The organism is Flavobacterium sp. KACC 22761, from assembly GCF_034058155.1.
GTDB lineage: Bacteria > Bacteroidota > Bacteroidia > Flavobacteriales > Flavobacteriaceae > Flavobacterium.
Genome location: NZ_CP139148.1, coordinates 4,075,486 through 4,091,545, shown reverse-complemented (window position 1 = coordinate 4,091,545; position 16,060 = coordinate 4,075,486). Strand labels below are relative to the sequence as shown.

Below are 16,060 nucleotides of genomic sequence, written 5' to 3'. Positions count from 1 at the left end.
TTGAATAATTTAATCCGGAACTTTTCCTGAAATTATTAATATTATACAGGCAATGACGAAAAAGCAAACTAAAAAAATAAGATGACTTAGAATGCTCAAATAGAAAGCTTTCCACTTCGACATTTTATTAAAGAATTGAATATTTGTCCAGAATATAAGCACTAGTCCAATAAAGTAAGTTACTGATGAAAATTTTCGAATTTCAGGCGTTCCATTTAAATAAAGCAATATTGGAAAAGTCAATATTTGAACAAAAAGCCTTTGTGAAGCCTTAAAAGTATTCAATACAAAAAATTTAACAAAATTATATCCCTGTTTTCTAAAAACAATATAAGTTCCAATGGTGTAAATTGGAATTGTAGCAATCGTAACCCATGAAAAATGTATCGCAACCCATTCGTTGAATTCATTGTAATCTAACGTTTTATCTCCCGGATCTGGAAACGTATTGATATGGAAATAATGATAAAGTACGCCATAAAGCGTTGCCAAAACCACAACTAATGAAAGCGGTTTAAAATGCCTGACACGTTTTCCTTCAATAAATTCACGAACAGTATGTCCTGGTCTTGTAAAAAGCTGTTTTAACGAATACGTTATTCCTTTATCAAAATGCAGCAACCCGTGCTGAATATCATGCCATAAAAAATGAATGTTTATTTTATGAGTTGCTGCAGGTTGTCCGCAGTTGCTGCAATAGTAAAAGTATGGTGACAATTTTTACAGAGAATTTGCATAATGACATTTAATTAGATTCTACTTTTTTAAAACCATTTGGAAACATAATCGCTAATAAAACAACAATTAATAAAAAGTTGTACTCAACACCGTTTCTTCCGCCACCAACAACGAACCAGCCTTCTTGAAAATGAACCAGAATAATTCCCATTATTAAAACAAAAATGGTTACAAAACCAGCAAGCTTAATGTATTTATTCAAAAGTAAAAGTATTGCAGCAATCATATGCGAGAGTTTAATGCTCCAAGCTAGGAAAACGCCAAAAGGAGCAAAGCCAATTTGGTTCAAATATAAATTCCCAAAATCGTTGATTCCGTTATTGAACATACCAAAAACAGAATGAGTCAATAAAATAATAGCAACTGCAATTCTTAGAAGTAAATTTCCGTTCATTATTGTGGTATTTGATTTATAATGAATTAAAAATAATAAAAAAACGCATATTTGAGATAATATGCGTTTTTCATTTTAAGTACAAATGTCAATTTTAAACTTTTCCTAATGTATAAAGTTGTGTCATTGTTGGTGTCAAGCTTCCGCCGGCGGGCTCAAGCGTAATTCCGAATGCCTCGGCTTCGTTTGTACGATCAACGGCGAAAATTTTATTAGAATTTCCTTCGAAATCACTCAGTAAACCAATGCTCGTTGGTGTTAACACTGGACTAAGCTTTAAAGCCCAAACTTGGTAAACCATTCCCTTTGGAGGTTTTGGCAAACCAGCCGCATCAATGTAAGTCGTTTTGGTTTCCTTGTTCCAATATACTTTTGCGAAAGATGTTGGAGAAACCGCTTGACCGCCAAGCGTTACACCAGTATTTTTGATATCTCTAACGATAGCTAAATTTTTCTCGGTTTCTTTGTTTTGCTGATCTAGAAAAGCATACTCTCTTTCAATTTTGCTTTTTTCAGTTCCAACTGTGCTAATGGCTTCTTTTGACTTAGTTAATTCTAAAGTCTGATAGCCCAAGCCTAGTAATAAAAGTACTGCTGCAGCCCAGCCTACATATTGAGACCAGTTTGATGCTGGTTTCATATCGACTACTTTGCCATGTTTAAGCTCTAATCTGGCTTTGATTTTCTCAAAATTCGCTACCGAATGGAAAGGAGAGAAGCTTGATGACAAAGCAACAATAGCTTTTTCGATAGAAATAATTTCTTGTAAAACTTCTGGATTTTTTTTCGCCAATTCGGCAATTTCTAAATTTTCAGCTTCGGTCAATAAACCGTAAACATATAGCTCTAGAGTTCCTGATTCAATATATTCTTGTGCTTCCATTATATTTTTAGATAATTTCTTAAGTCGTTAATACAGTTTCTGTTTTGCGTTTTGATAGTTCCCAATGGCATGGCCAATTCTTCTGAAGCTTCTTGTTGGGTATATCCTTTAAAGAATAACAAATTAATAATTTCGATACATTTTGGTTTTAGCTTCTTTACGAACTCTTGAATTCCAATTGCATCCAGTTTATTGCTTAATTTATTGCTCTCATCTAACAGATTTACGAAATTATCTGATGAAAGGTTTTTTTGAGTGTTATTATAATTTTTGGATCTCAATGTGTCAATAGAAGTATTCCTAGCAATATTAAGGATCCAAGTATAAAATCGTCCTTTGCTTTCGTTATACGAATCGATGTTTTTCCAGATTTTTACAAAAACTTCTTGCAAAACATCTTCGGCTTCTTCGCGATTTTTGATTAGTACACTAATGACCGAAAACAAACTTTTCGAGTACATATCGTACAGATGGGTAAAAGCTCTTTCGTCTTTTTTGTAAATTAAAACTAATAACTCTTCTTGACTCATAGATTTGGATTTTAAAGCTTAAACAAATAATTAATTCTTACATTATTTTATTACCTGAGATAAAGATAATTTATTTTTTTGTGAAAATTCTATTTTTTTAACAGCCAAAAACCTAGTAAACATTAGGGTTTGAAAAATATTTAAAGTTTTTTTTAATTTTTTTTTCGATTTTTTAAAACCAAATGCAATCCAATTACGTAAATGCTATTATAAAAGAAAATCTAAATGCATAATAATAGCAAAATCACCCATAAAACGGGGAGAATTTGAGAACAACGGTTCTAGAAATTCTAAAAATAAGTTTAGAAAAAAGAATGTTTTTGGAGTTAAAAGTGTAAATAAAATCTCAATAAATAAAAATATAGGATCATGAATAAGGTAATTTTTTTTAAAATATTGATTGTAGCTCTTACAAATGTTTTGGCACTTACAAAATTCTCTAAAAATGATTTTAAAAAAGACAGACAGAACGTTCATTTCGAAATTCTGATGAATAATATTTGATTATTAAAGTTTAATAGTTGGTGTCCTCGGACTTCCAAATAGAAAATTTATTAAGCCGTATTTTCAATTTATAAATAGTAAAAATCCATACACGCCATTAAAAAAGTCATTAAAATACGAATTAGGGGTTGAAATTAATTTTCGTTATAACCGGGAGGCATCAACTATATTTAAAATAAAAATAAAAAAAGGCATAGTAATTAATTCATGGTTTGATTTGTTTGTATGGGGGGAAGCCTAACGTCTGATTAACGTTAGGCTTCATTTTTTTAACGAATCTTTAATAGAAAATAAAAGTAACAAAGCCACATTGTAAATCAGATTTTAACTAATTTTATAAAAAATTAAACAATGAAAAAAATAGCATTTTTGATGTGCAGCGCCCTCTTTATGGTTTTTGCACAAACTCAGGCTCAATCGAGTAATAAAAAATCTAAAACAGAAAAAAACATGGCAGAAGGAACAATTTACCAGTTCAAAGTTGAAGATTTGTCAGGAAAGACTTTTGATTTTGCTTCCTTAAAAGGAAAAAAAGTAATGATTGTCAATACAGCTTCAAAATGTGGACTTACGCCACAGTACAAAGATCTTGAGGCAGTTTACAAAGAATACAAAGACAAAAACTTTGTAATTGTAGGTTTTCCGGCAAATAATTTTGCAGGGCAGGAGCCAGGAACAAATGAAGAAATTGCTACATTTTGCCAATTGAATTATGGCGTAACTTTTCCAATGATGGATAAAGTTTCGGTAAAAGGTGATGATATGTGCGAGGTTTACAAATTCTTGACTCAAAAATCTAAAAACGGAGTGCAAGATTCAGAAGTGGAATGGAATTTTCAAAAATATTTAATTAATGAAAAAGGGCAATTGGTCAAAGTAATCAAACCTAAAACATTAGTTACAGATGCAGAAGTAATCAATTGGATTAAAAGTTAATTCTTAGCTTAAAAATAAAAAAAATCCACAAATTTGAAGAAATTCAAGTTTGTGGATTTTTTTGTTTTATTGGTCTCAGATTTGGGTTAAAAACCCTGCAATTTATTGCAGTACTTTAGTAATGCGAAAAAATCTTTATCTTTAATTTATGGCTACAGAATTAAGAAAAGGTTCGCACACAGTAAGCAGATTAACATGTCATGTTGTTTGGGTTACGAAATATAGGTTTAAGGTTTTGAAAGGTGATATCCAAAAGCGCTGTCGTGAACTTTTGATACAAATATGCGAAGCGGAAGGGATAGAAATTTTGAAAGGAGTTGTGAGCGCAGATCACGTTCACATGCATATTGAGTATGCGCCAAAGCAAAATGTAAGTTCAATTTTAAAAAGTTTCAAAGGTCGTACTTCAAGGAAATTGCAAATGGAGTTTCCAGAACTTCACGCACGTTACTGGGGACAACATTTTTGGGCAAGTGGTTATGGAGTTTGGAGTACAGGAAATATAACTGATGAAATGGTAAATGAATATCTGGAGCATCATAGAAGGAAAGATAATGATGATGATTCAAATTTCATTCTTGAATGAAATAGAAAAAGGGACTTTCAGTCCCTCGTCAAACAAACCTCTGCACTTTCAGTGCAGAGTGGTTTAGTCAGATGTCAGACTGAGCGAAGTCGAAGTCCCGCAAAGTGATTCAGCAACTGAGACTTCGACTTCGCTCAGCCTGACAAAGATGAAGATGTTATAACTATTTTAATATCAACTGCATAAAAACTAAATCCAGCCAGTGATCAAATTTATATCCAACTTCTCGGATTGTTCCTGTTGCTACAAATCCGAAGCGTTCATGAAAAGCAATGCTTCCTGCGTTATCTGCGTCGATTGCGCCAATCATAACGTGATAGCCTTGTTCTTTTGCTAAACGAATTAATTCAGTTAATAATTTAGATCCAATACCTTTTCCTATTACATTGTCAACTACATAAACAGAATGTTCGACTGTATATTGATAGCCAATTTTTTCACGAAACTGCCCATAACTTCCAAAACCTACCACTTCACCATCTAAATCGGCAACTACGATTGGCAGGTTTTTAGATTTTTTATCTTCAAACCATTTTGTCTGCACTTCAAGTGTTTGAATATCATAACTATAATTTGCAGTTGTATGCAAAATAGAATGATTTACAATTTCAAGAATTTTTTGCAAGTCATTTTCAGTTGCGGGTCTTAATGTAACTTCCATGGTAATTTCTGCGGTATTTTTTTGGTTATTTTTTGTTTAGTTCAGTTATTAAAGCATCAACTTCTTTAGGATCCCAAGTCATTTCGGTACAAATTACTTTGGCATCTTTGGCATATTGCAACGCCATTGTTTTGTCTTTGATTTTATTGTAAAGTCGGGCAATCAATAAATTTCCATCATACGAATCATTGATTTCCAACGAACGTTTCACCCAGAAAATTGATTTTTTCAAACTTTCTGTATCATTAATATGTTTTAAATAAGTCTGGCCGATATCTTTCAAAAAGCCGGCATCATTCCAAACTAATTTTTGAGTATTTTCAAGCGTCACTCTTTTGTAAAACTGCCATTTTTCTGTTCGTTCTGCCAACGTTAGATCAAATTTAAAAACTAACGAATCCGTTTTTTGCAAACGAATCGATTTTGCAACTTCTCTTTGTTTAAAATAATTTACAGTATCTAAATTATCAACGTAAGGGCGAAGTAATTCGGTTACAATACTTTCAATTTTACGGTCTACACGACTTTGAGAAGCAACAGTTGCAAATTCTTTTTGATGTTTTAAAACGTATTGAAATTCCCTTGAATTAATATCAGTAACGCCATTAGCAATAATTCTCCAATTGGTTTCACTAACTAATTGTGCATCAGATTGTGTTTTTAAATAAATATGAGTTGCTGGCGATAATTCAGTTCGATCCTTTCCTTTTTTGAGCGTACTTAAATAAGCAAAAAATTTATCAGAATTACTCGGATCTGACATGAATTCTTTTTCTAAATAAGGCAATTGCATTCGGGAATTCAGCGCATATTTTGCCTCGATCATAAACTCAGGCGTTTTCATTTCGCCTTTCAAGGCATATAAAAGCGTTTCATTCGAATCCAAAAACAAAAATGTAGGCAGCGATTTTGTTTTGTATTTGTCCTTCAAAGTTATTCCTTCATCTTTTTCAATATTTTTCCAAATACAAACATAGTTTTCGTTTAAAAAAGCCATTACGTCAGGATTGCTGAAAACCTCTTTTTTCATTTGATTGCAATGCGGGCACCAATCGGCGTAAAGCATTATAAAAAGCGGTTTTCCTTCCGTTTTTGCTTTTTCTAATGCGGTTTTATATGGCGTATCATTTGGAACAAACTGATTTTGAGAACTTACGGTTTGTAGTGAAAGAAAAAGGATGACAATGTAAAGTAAACGCATAAGGTGTATATTTTTAGTACAAATTCACTTTTACAAATATATTCCCTTTTTTGAGAATGTTTCTTAATATCTTGCCATTTATAAGTTAAATCAATTACGAAGTTTGTAACTTTGTAATAGTAAAAGAAAGTTTTAGTTTCATTAATTTTCTTTAAAAAATAATACGCCACAGGAATGATTTACCCCAAAATACCGCTTGCACAAAGCATTATCGAAATTTGTTCAGCAAAAGGAATAACAAACATTATAATTTCTCCAGGTTCACGAAACGCACCTTTAACGATAGGATTTGCACAAAATCCAAATTTTAAATGTTACAGCATAGCTGATGAGCGTTGTGCAGCATTTTTTGCTTTAGGAATTGCACAACAAACCAAACAACCAACAGCGGTTGTTTGTACCTCAGGATCAGCATTATTGAATTATTATCCGGCTGTAGCCGAAGCTTTTTATAGTCAAATCCCTTTAATCGTAATTTCTGCAGATCGCCCGCAAAACAAGATTGATATTGGCGACGGACAGACCATTCGTCAGGAAAATGTTTTCTTGAATCACTCCGTTTTCAATGCCAATTTAACCGAAGAAGCTTCTGTTGAAAATGATTTGAAAATCAATAAAGCGATTGAAACTTCCATTCTTCAAAAAGGGCCAGTTCATATTAATGCGCCTTTTGAAGAACCTTTATACGAAACTGTTGAAACGCTTTCTGTTCAATCTAAAATCACAAATTCTGAGGAAATAATCGGAACAAAAACCATTGAAAATGAAGCTGAATTTGTTTCTATTTGGAATAAAGCTAAACGTAAACTTGTTTTAGTTGGCGTAAATGAAGCGAATACAATTGATAATGCAATTATTGAAAATTTAGCCAATGATCCATCAGTTGTAGTATTGACCGAAACGACTTCTAATTTGCATCATCCTCATTTTGTTAGTAGTATTGACACTTTAATTACGCCTTTTGATGATGCTGATTTCAAAGCTCTTGAGCCTGAAATTTTAATCACTTTTGGGGGAATGATTGTTTCTAAAAGAATCAAAGGATTTTTGCGAAAATATAAACCAAAACAGCATTGGCATATAGACGCTTTGCGTGCATACGATACTTTTGGCGCCTTGACGCAGCATTTTGTAATGAAGCCAAATAATTTTTTCACTGAATTATTTGCAAAAACGGAGTTTACAAAAAGCAATTATTTTTCTGAAATCAAAAAAGTGTATGATTTGCGAAAAGCAAAACGTAACGAATATTTGCAAAAAATACCCTTTTCAGATTTTAAAGTTTTTGACGAAATCATTAAATCATTGCCAAAAAACAGCCAATTACAAATTAGTAACAGTTCTGCCATTCGATATGCACAATTAATTGATATTGATGAATCGATTGAAGTTTTCTGCAACAGAGGAACGAGCGGAATCGATGGAAGTACATCAACGGCAATTGGTGCTGCCGTAGGCAGCAAGAAACAAGGGATTTTTATAACCGGCGATATCAGCTTTTTATATGACAGCAATGCCTTATGGAATTCTTATATCCCAAAAAACTTCAAAATTATTTTAATCAATAATGGTGGGGGAGGAATTTTCAGAATTTTGCCTGGACATGAAGAGAAACCTGTTTTCAATACTTATTTTGAGACTTCGCATCAATTGACTGCTGAACATTTGGCGAAAATGTATGGGTTTGAGTATTTAAAGGCTTCTGATAATAAATCACTACGTGAAAACATCAATACTTTTTACTCTCAAGACAATACTCCGGTTCTTTTTGAAATATTTACTCCAACTGCTGAAAATGATGTCATTCTGAAACAGTATTTTAAAGAATTGATTTGATTTTTTTTGTAAGTTAAATTGTGTTAAAATTTATTTTAAATCCATATTTTATTTTAAATTGGCTGCATTAATTGTAACCAATATTAAAATTATGAGCGCAAGAGAAGAATTAATTAAAAAGTATGCGGCAGATTTAAAAGAGAAATGCGGTATATCGCCAAACATGGATTTGTTGACAAAAGTAACGATTGGCTGTGGGCCATCTATTTATAATGCTGATGCCTCTACAGTTGCATCTTCGCAACAATCTGAATTAGACACAGTAAAGAAAAACTTTTTGATCAAAAAATTAGGATTGAAAGACGGTCCAGATTTAGATGCCGGTATTAATGCTGTGATCGAAAAATACGGTCATGCCAACAAACACAAATACAGGGCGGTTGTATATTATTTATTGACAATCCACTTTAAAAAAGAAAGTGTTTACAACAAGTAAAAAAATAAAAGCGCCTATTGGCGCTTTTTATTTTTAAAATAATCTTATTTAATAGGAATAGGGAAAATCGGCAAACTTGAATGTCCTAAAGCATCTACCGTTTGTACAGCAAAAAAGTAATTATCTTTAGAATATGGAATTTCTGCCTGTGTATCTTTTACAAAAATTGTTTTTTCCCAATGTGAAGATGAAGTTTCTCTCATTAAAATTTGATAGCCATATTGCGCTTTTCCTTCTGGAGCAGACCAAATCAAAGTAGATGAATTAGAAAGTTTTTTAACCTCAATTCCAACATTTTCAGGAGCTTTTGGAGACGAAGCAAGATTTGCTAATGTTGCCAAGTTTGAACAAGTGTTTTTTCTCAAATAGTCAAAATCCATAAATTCAGGCAAATCGCCATATTTTATGTTGTTTTCAGTTCTCAAATCCTGATGCTGATGATCGAAATTTTCATTCATTTCGCAAAAACGAACTGCCGTAAAACCATTTTGGCTAAATGGCGTATGATCTCCACCACGCAAAAAACGGTCATTTCTATAAACTAATTTTACTTTCAGCTGATCTACATATTGTTCAGTAACAGTTTTGATGTATCGAGCCAAAAGCCTTGACGGACTATCATTATCACGACTTATTGCTTTACGCATTTTAGCTTCCTCTTCAGTTTCTAGATACGGAATAGTTTCACTGAAAATACGAATTTGAGTATTGTCTCTCAAATTGGTGCCGCTAGACAAGCTATTTCCAATCATATCATTATTAAGCATCGCAATAATATTCCATTTGCCTTCTTTTGCTTTTTCTGCAAGATGTCGCGCACCAATTAATCCTTGCTCTTCACCAGTTACGGCAACAAAAATAATGGTTGCTGGAAAAGATCTTTTGCTCATCACTTTTGCTAATTCAATCACAGCAGCAACGCCAGAACCATCATCATTCGCTCCTGGAGCATTTGATTTGATATTCATAACATCAGAAACTCTTGAATCTAGGTGTCCGCTTATAATAATTATACGATTGTCATTTGGATCTGTTCCTTTTAAAGTGGCCATTACATTTCCAATCTTACTGTCAACATTGATTCTTTTGCCATCTGCTTTAACGTCAAAATAATCAATTTCAGAAGTTAATCGGCCATTAGATTCCAGTGCAAATTTATCAAACTCAGATTTCACCCATTGTTGCGCCGCACCAATTCCTTTTGTTTTGTTTTTTGGATCACTTAAAGTATGTCTTGTTCCAAAAGAAACTAATTTGTTGATAGTTGCTTCGAGATTTTCAGCTTTGATTTCGCTGATCATTTTCTTTATTTCCGGGTCTTCAGAAACTTGGGATACAGAAGCTTGAGTGAAAATTAAAAATGCGAAAGCAGCATAGATAAGGGTCTTTTTCATTTATTTGGTGTTAATTATAGGTTTTCAAATGTAATTAAAAGGAATAAACTATGACAAAATGCGGCGTTCTTTAACATTTTTCGGTTTACCATTCCCAAACTTCGTACATTTGCACCCTAGAACTTAAAGAATATGCTTAAAATAGGAAAATACAATGCACTAAAAATATTGCGTGATACTAAAGTTGGCTTGTTTTTAGGAAATCCTGAAAATGATCCTGACGGAATTCATGATGTTTTGCTTCCAAATAAATATGTCCCAAATGAATTTGAAATAGGCGAAGAGCTTGTTGTTTTTGTTTATTTGGATCACGAACAACGACCAGTGGCGACAACGCTTGAACCTTATATAATGTTGAATGAATTTGCGCTTTTGAGAGTAAATTACATCAATCAAGTGGGCGCTTTTATGGATTGGGGAATGGAAAAAGACATTCTTGTTCCGTTTAAAGAACAAGCGCGCCCAATGGAAAAAGGAAAACGTTACTTGGTTTATTTGTATATGGATAAACAAACGAATCGTTTGGTGGCGTCGAGCAAAACAAATCAGTTTTTGAGCAACGATCATTTGACGGTTGAAAAAGGTGAAGAAGTTGATTTGATTGTTTCGCATATTACAGACATGGGAATTAATGTCATCATTAATGAGCAGCACAAAGGTCTTTTGTATAAAGATGAAGTCTATGATGATTCGATCCGAACTGGAGACAGAATGCGTGGCTATATTAAAAATATTCGTCCCGACAATAAAATAGATGTTGTGCTGCAAGTTCAAGGTTATGAAAGCATTGAACCGAACGCCGAGAAGATTTTAGGAGAATTAAGAGCAAATAGAGGTTTCTTGAGGCTAAATGACAACTCACATCCTGAAGATATTAAAACAGTATTGAAAATGAGCAAAAAGACCTTTAAAAAAGCAATCGGCGCTTTGTATAAAGAGAAGCTTATTGAAATCAAAGAAGACGGGATTTATCTTGTAAAAGAAAACTAAAAGGTTAAATCACAATATTTCAAAATTCCAAATTCCAAATTCTAAATTTTACTGGAATTTGGACCCGAGCGTTAGCGAACTGGTGAAGCAATTTTATTTTTTTTTGGAATTTCACCCAACAAGAAAGGCTGCTCATTACAAGCAGCCTCTCTCTTTTTATTCTAGTTTTAAAAAAAATTGTAATTAAAAAAAAACAGAAATAAAATAATTCGAATCCATTTAAAAAATAATAGCTTTATTGCTTTTAGAAATTACTTTTCATCATGGGTATGTCTTTTAAACAATTGATACATTCATTTTGATTTGCAAAAGCTCGATTTCACGGCTAATCCATTTGGTTTGATAAAATAACTTTTAGAAAGTTTCAGTTAGTATTTTTTCCTCTTTTCGTAATCAATCTTTTATACTAATTACATTGAACAATTCTATTGTTTAACCGTAGGTGCTACTATCGCCTTTTTGAAGTTTTAACAAACGCATAAATCATTTGCTCACTGTTTAAGGTTTTTTTACTAATTAAAACCGTAAAAAAATGAGCGACAAATTTTTTAAATTTTCTCAAAAAAATCATTTTTTAGGTTAATAAATCAGTGAAAGAAAATCAATCTTATATCAACAAAATAAATTGTATCTCGTTGATTTCTAGGGTGTAAAATTAATTATTATTTTTTAAAACTAATGTTAAAAAGTGTTATTTTTTGTAAGTAAATACCAATTGTTAACATTCGGAGTTGTTTTGGTGCAAGACTTAAATTAAATTGAGTAGGTAAAAATGTAAAAATGCTTTATTTTTACACTATAATTATAAAACAAACAAATAAAATGGATTGGATTACTGCCAGAGAATTTGAAGATATAACCTATAAAAAATGTAATGGAGTTGCCAGAATTGCTTTTAATAGACCAAATGTTAGAAATGCCTTTCGTCCAAAAACAACTTCAGAACTTTACCAAGCTTTTTACGATGCACAAGAAGATACGTCAATTGGCGTGGTTTTGCTTTCTGCCGAAGGCCCGTCAACTAAAGATGGTGTGTATTCTTTTTGCAGCGGCGGAGATCAAAATGCTCGCGGACACCAAGGGTATGTGGGTGACGATGGACAACATCGTTTAAACATTCTTGAAGTGCAGCGATTAATTCGTTTTATGCCAAAAGTAGTCATTGCAGTAGTTCCGGGTTGGGCTGTAGGAGGCGGACACAGCTTGCACGTGGTTTGTGATATGACTTTGGCAAGTAAAGAACACGCTATTTTTAAACAAACAGATGCTGACGTTACAAGTTTTGACGGAGGTTACGGATCTGCTTATTTGGCTAAAATGGTTGGACAGAAAAAAGCTCGTGAAATTTTCTTTTTAGGAAGAAACTACTCAGCGCAAGAAGCTTTTGAAATGGGAATGGTAAATGCCGTAATTCCTCATGATGAGCTTGAAGCTACTGCTTATGAGTGGGCTCAAGAAATTCTTCAAAAATCGCCAACTTCTATAAAAATGTTGAAATTCGCTATGAACTTGACAGATGACGGAATGGTTGGACAGCAAGTTTTTGCCGGAGAAGCAACTCGTTTAGCTTACATGACAGAAGAAGCTAAAGAAGGAAGAAATGCCTTTTTAGAAAAAAGAAAACCAAACTTTGGCGAAAATAAATGGTTGCCATAAATAATTTTAGATTTCTGATTTCTGATTTTAGATTTTTTTATCTATAATTTTTAATCAGAATATAATAATCTAAAATCTATATTCTAAAATCTAAAATTAATATATGAAACATTGGATTGAAGCCGCACGACTGCGCACATTGCCTTTATCAGTTTCTGGAATTATCGTTGGAAGCATTTACGCTTTATCAAACCCAACAGAAACAATTAATACGCCAACAGAAGTATTTAGCTGGAAAATTTTTGGTTTTGCACTTTTAACAACATTAGGCTTGCAGGTTTTGTCCAATTTTGCCAATGACTATGGTGACGGCGTAAAAGGTACTGATAATGCCGACAGAGTAGGGCCACAGCGTGCTATTCAAAGCGGTAAAATCACGCCTCAAGCTATGAAAAAAGCAATAATAATTACTTCGTTATTAACGCTTTTATCGGCTATAATTCTGATTTACTTTGCATTTGGTAAAGACAATTTTGGATATTCAATTTTCTTTTTATTGTTAGGAATTGCTGCAATTGTCGCTGCAATTAAATATACAGTAGGAAATTCAGCATATGGATATAAAGGATTTGGCGATGTTTTCGTTTTCATATTCTTCGGATTAGTAAGTACGCTGGGGGTCAATTTTTTATATTCGAAAGAAGTTGAGCCACTTTTAATTCTGCCTGCGATTGCAATTGGTTTGCTGAGTGTTGCAGTGTTGAATTTGAACAATATGCGTGATGAAGAATCAGATCGAAAATCTGGAAAAAACACCATTGTAGTTCAAATTGGTGGAGCAAAAGCTAAGGTATATCATTTCACTTTGATTATTACCGCAATGATTTTGGTAGTTGTTTTTGCAATTTTAAGTGATTATAATTTTGATCAGTATTTATTTTTGCTGGCTTATATTCCTTTAACCAAACATCTAATTACGGTTTCTAAAAATCAGGATCCTAAGCTTTTAGATCCAGAATTAAAAAAAGTGGCGCTAAGTACTTTTTTGCTTTCGCTATTATTAGTAATCTGCATGATTTCACTAATTTCAGATATTATCGTTAATCTTTTTCTTGGAGGAAGATAATCAAGTTCAATTTAAAAAATAAGATCATGAAAATAACATTTTACGGACACGCTTCTTTAGGCATCGAAGTTGGAGGAAAACATATTATTGTTGATCCCTTTATTACGGCAAATCCTGCGGCAGCTTCAATCGATCTAAGGGATTTAAAAGCAGATTATATTTTACTGACACACGCGCACAGCGATCACGTTTTAGACGTTCAAGCTCTTGCAAAACTGACTAATGCAGTTATTGTGTCAAATGCAGAAATTGCAAGTTATTATGCAAAATTAGGATTTAATACACATCCAATGAATCATGGCGGAAGCTGGAAATTCGATTTTGGAAAAGTTAAATATGTAAATGCTATTCATTCGAGTACTTTTCCTGACGGCGCTAGCGGAGGAAATCCAGGCGGGTTTGTAATTGAAAGCGAACATAAAAACATTTACATCGCCGGAGACACTGCTCTTACAATGGATATGAAATTGATTCCGTTGCGAACAGAATTAGATTTAGCAATACTTCCGATTGGAAATAATTTCACAATGGATATCGAAGATGCTATTATCGCCTCAGATTTTTTAGAATGTGACAAAGTTCTTGGCTATCATTTTGATACTTTTGGGTACATTGAAATCAATCATGAAGAAGCAATCAAAAAATTCTTTGATAAAGGAAAAGATTTGATGTTATTGGCAATTGGCGAATCAATCGAGTTATAAAAACATACTGATTTTGAATGTAGTCGAAAGTAGGAGCTAATCCCGCTTTCGGCTAAATTCCCGATTAACAAAAACTACGGCTCAAAAAGCCTTGTTTTTCTAAAACGGGAGATACCGCCTCAAACGAAGTTCACTGAACTCCAGTTAAAATAAAACAATAGTGAAGTAATCGGGGCTAGGGCACTCGATTTCAAGACAAATAATTTGGCATAATTTTTACTAAGTTTATTTCAAATCATAAAATTGGCAACAATAAAAATTAGTGAGATTTATGCAATTCGTGGCCAAAAAACGACCATTTAATATGACTTTTAAAAAAACAGTATTATCTCTTTTAATTGCTTTTTCTCTAAATGCTTTTGCTCAAAAAGAGGGCTATTGGGATAAAGAACGTGCAACAACAAAAGAAATCATCGTTTCTGCCCGAGATCGAATCGTTCTGAAAACTGAAGATTTGCCAGTTGGGACAACAGAAATAGTTTACAGAATAACACTTTTGGATGAAAATCAGCAAATGGCAAATAGCTTGGTTTCTGTTTTAAAATCAATTCCAGATCCAACGGGAATTAGCCAAGGTTCTGCTGGAGCTGTTTTTTTGATGTCTAAAATTTCAGGAGATGATACTTGTACGTATTCGTTGTTCACTTCAAGCGAAACGGCAAAAAAATACATAGAAGACGGAAAAATAGACAAAGCATGTTATTCTCAAGAAGAGCCTTTAAGCAAAGATGCTAAACGTTTGTCATTAGATAAATCTTCTTGCTTAGGACAAAACACCAGCAATATTTGGTTTGGATTTCACAGCAAAAATTGGCTTTTAAAGCAAAAAATAGTTTTAGAAGTTGTGCCTTGGGTAGATGTCAAACTAAACCGCGGTTGGAATCAAGACAATAAAAATGAGATTATAAGCCTATGTAAGACATCGACTATGGCGCAAAAAATGGCCAATTCTGATGATTTTTGTGTTTGCATTTTAGACAAAATCATAAAACAATACCGTTATACTGAATTTCAAAAACTGCTTCCAATAGAGAAAAACAAAGTTTATAAAGACTTTGGAAACGCATGTTACAAAGATGCCGATATTTCAAAAAATGTCTTTAATGATCTTAGAAGTCAAGCTTCATCATTAATTAAGAAACAAAAATACAACGAAGCAATTCCAAAATTGAATATCATTATCAATGAAGGAAAAGCCACAGCATTAGATTACAATTCAATAGGTTATTGCTATATTTTGACCAAACAATATGAAAAAGCTTTAAAATTTCTCCAAGAAGGTGAAAAATTAGACAACACCGAGTTGTTAGTAAAATTGAATTTAGCGCATTTATATTTGGTAACCAATAATTATAGTGATGCCAAAACAATCTACAAAAAATATCAAGATCAAAATGTTACCGACAGCGTAAGCTGGAAAGACAAAACAAAATTAGATTTTGCCATTTTTCAGAAGGCCGGCTTGCCATCAAAAGATTTTGAAAAAATCCTTAAACTTTATTATTAAAGATTCTAAGGTTTTAAGTTGCTAAGATGCTAAGATGC

At 32.8% G+C, this 16,060-nt stretch carries 17 protein-coding genes; 10 read left to right on the top strand and 7 right to left on the bottom strand.

What is annotated here, in order from left to right:
- Positions 1–9: 9 nt before the first annotated feature.
- The 4 genes from SCB73_RS17730 to SCB73_RS17715 all read right to left on the bottom strand — a co-directional run bounded on the left by SCB73_RS17730 (position 10) and on the right by SCB73_RS17715 (position 2,545).
- Entirely contained in the window at positions 10–717 is a 708-nt protein-coding gene (locus tag SCB73_RS17730) for a DUF3667 domain-containing protein (protein WP_320567519.1), read from the bottom strand.
- Between the two features lie 28 nt (positions 718–745).
- Positions 746–1,132, bottom strand: coding sequence for a DoxX family protein (locus SCB73_RS17725; RefSeq protein ID WP_320567518.1), 387 nt, complete (start codon positions 1,130–1,132; stop codon positions 746–748).
- A gap of 94 nt (positions 1,133–1,226) precedes the next feature.
- Entirely contained in the window at positions 1,227–2,015 is a 789-nt protein-coding gene (locus SCB73_RS17720) for an anti-sigma factor (RefSeq protein ID WP_320567517.1), read from the bottom strand.
- A complete protein-coding gene (locus tag SCB73_RS17715) occupies positions 2,015–2,545 on the bottom strand; it encodes an RNA polymerase sigma factor (RefSeq protein WP_320567516.1) in 531 nt (176 codons plus the stop codon). Before SCB73_RS17715 ends, SCB73_RS17720 begins: the two co-directional genes overlap by 1 nt.
- 369 nt (positions 2,546–2,914) lie before the next feature.
- On the opposite strand from SCB73_RS17715, the gene SCB73_RS17710 reads away from it, so the two are divergent.
- The 3 genes from SCB73_RS17710 to tnpA all read left to right on the top strand — a co-directional run bounded on the left by SCB73_RS17710 (position 2,915) and on the right by tnpA (position 4,571).
- The gene (locus SCB73_RS17710) at positions 2,915–3,049 is read left to right on the top strand and encodes a hypothetical protein (RefSeq protein ID WP_320567515.1); all 135 of its coding nucleotides are present in this window, start codon (positions 2,915–2,917) and stop codon (positions 3,047–3,049) included.
- Positions 3,050–3,400: 351 nt separating this feature from the next.
- Entirely contained in the window at positions 3,401–3,985 is a 585-nt protein-coding gene (locus SCB73_RS17705; RefSeq protein WP_320567514.1) for a glutathione peroxidase, read from the top strand.
- A 148-nt stretch (positions 3,986–4,133) separates the two neighbouring features.
- Entirely contained in the window at positions 4,134–4,571 is a 438-nt protein-coding gene (tnpA, locus tag SCB73_RS17700; RefSeq protein WP_320566631.1) for an IS200/IS605 family transposase, read from the top strand.
- Positions 4,572–4,734: 163 nt separating this feature from the next.
- On the opposite strand, the gene SCB73_RS17695 is transcribed toward tnpA, so the two are convergent.
- Positions 4,735–5,232, bottom strand: coding sequence for a GNAT family N-acetyltransferase (locus tag SCB73_RS17695; RefSeq protein WP_320567513.1), 498 nt, complete (start codon positions 5,230–5,232; stop codon positions 4,735–4,737).
- 25 nt (positions 5,233–5,257) lie between these two features.
- Positions 5,258–6,433: a thioredoxin family protein gene (locus tag SCB73_RS17690; RefSeq protein ID WP_320567512.1), complete on the bottom strand. Its 1,176-nt coding sequence runs from the start codon at positions 6,431–6,433 to the stop codon at positions 5,258–5,260.
- A gap of 174 nt (positions 6,434–6,607) precedes the next feature.
- Here SCB73_RS17690 and menD point away from each other — a divergent pair, with 174 nt between their 5' ends.
- Positions 6,608–8,269 (top strand): 2-succinyl-5-enolpyruvyl-6-hydroxy-3-cyclohexene-1-carboxylic-acid synthase, encoded by a 1,662-nt coding sequence (gene menD / locus SCB73_RS17685; RefSeq protein ID WP_320567511.1) that lies wholly within the window; start codon positions 6,608–6,610, stop codon positions 8,267–8,269.
- Between the two features lie 91 nt (positions 8,270–8,360).
- Complete coding sequence (locus SCB73_RS17680) at positions 8,361–8,705, top strand: DUF2853 family protein (RefSeq protein ID WP_320567510.1); 345 nt, start codon at positions 8,361–8,363, stop codon at positions 8,703–8,705.
- 44 nt (positions 8,706–8,749) lie between these two features.
- Here SCB73_RS17680 and SCB73_RS17675 read toward each other — a convergent pair whose 3' ends face one another.
- Complete coding sequence (locus SCB73_RS17675) at positions 8,750–10,099, bottom strand: M28 family metallopeptidase (RefSeq protein ID WP_320567509.1); 1,350 nt, start codon at positions 10,097–10,099, stop codon at positions 8,750–8,752.
- A gap of 132 nt (positions 10,100–10,231) precedes the next feature.
- Here SCB73_RS17675 and SCB73_RS17670 point away from each other — a divergent pair, with 132 nt between their 5' ends.
- From SCB73_RS17670 to SCB73_RS17650, 5 genes are all read left to right on the top strand, one after another.
- The gene (locus SCB73_RS17670; protein WP_320567508.1) at positions 10,232–11,089 is read left to right on the top strand and encodes a CvfB family protein; all 858 of its coding nucleotides are present in this window, start codon (positions 10,232–10,234) and stop codon (positions 11,087–11,089) included.
- 822 nt (positions 11,090–11,911) lie between these two features.
- Positions 11,912–12,745 carry a 1,4-dihydroxy-2-naphthoyl-CoA synthase gene (locus SCB73_RS17665; protein WP_012024845.1) on the top strand — a complete coding sequence of 278 codons (834 nt, stop codon included), beginning with the start codon at positions 11,912–11,914 and terminating at the stop codon, positions 12,743–12,745.
- A 103-nt stretch (positions 12,746–12,848) separates the two neighbouring features.
- Positions 12,849–13,811: a 1,4-dihydroxy-2-naphthoate octaprenyltransferase gene (menA, locus tag SCB73_RS17660; RefSeq protein ID WP_320567507.1), complete on the top strand. Its 963-nt coding sequence runs from the start codon at positions 12,849–12,851 to the stop codon at positions 13,809–13,811.
- A 26-nt stretch (positions 13,812–13,837) separates the two neighbouring features.
- Positions 13,838–14,515, top strand: coding sequence for a metal-dependent hydrolase (locus SCB73_RS17655; RefSeq protein ID WP_320567506.1), 678 nt, complete (start codon positions 13,838–13,840; stop codon positions 14,513–14,515).
- A gap of 304 nt (positions 14,516–14,819) precedes the next feature.
- A complete protein-coding gene (locus tag SCB73_RS17650; RefSeq protein ID WP_320567505.1) occupies positions 14,820–16,022 on the top strand; it encodes a tetratricopeptide repeat protein in 1,203 nt (400 codons plus the stop codon).
- Positions 16,023–16,060 lie beyond the last annotated feature (38 nt).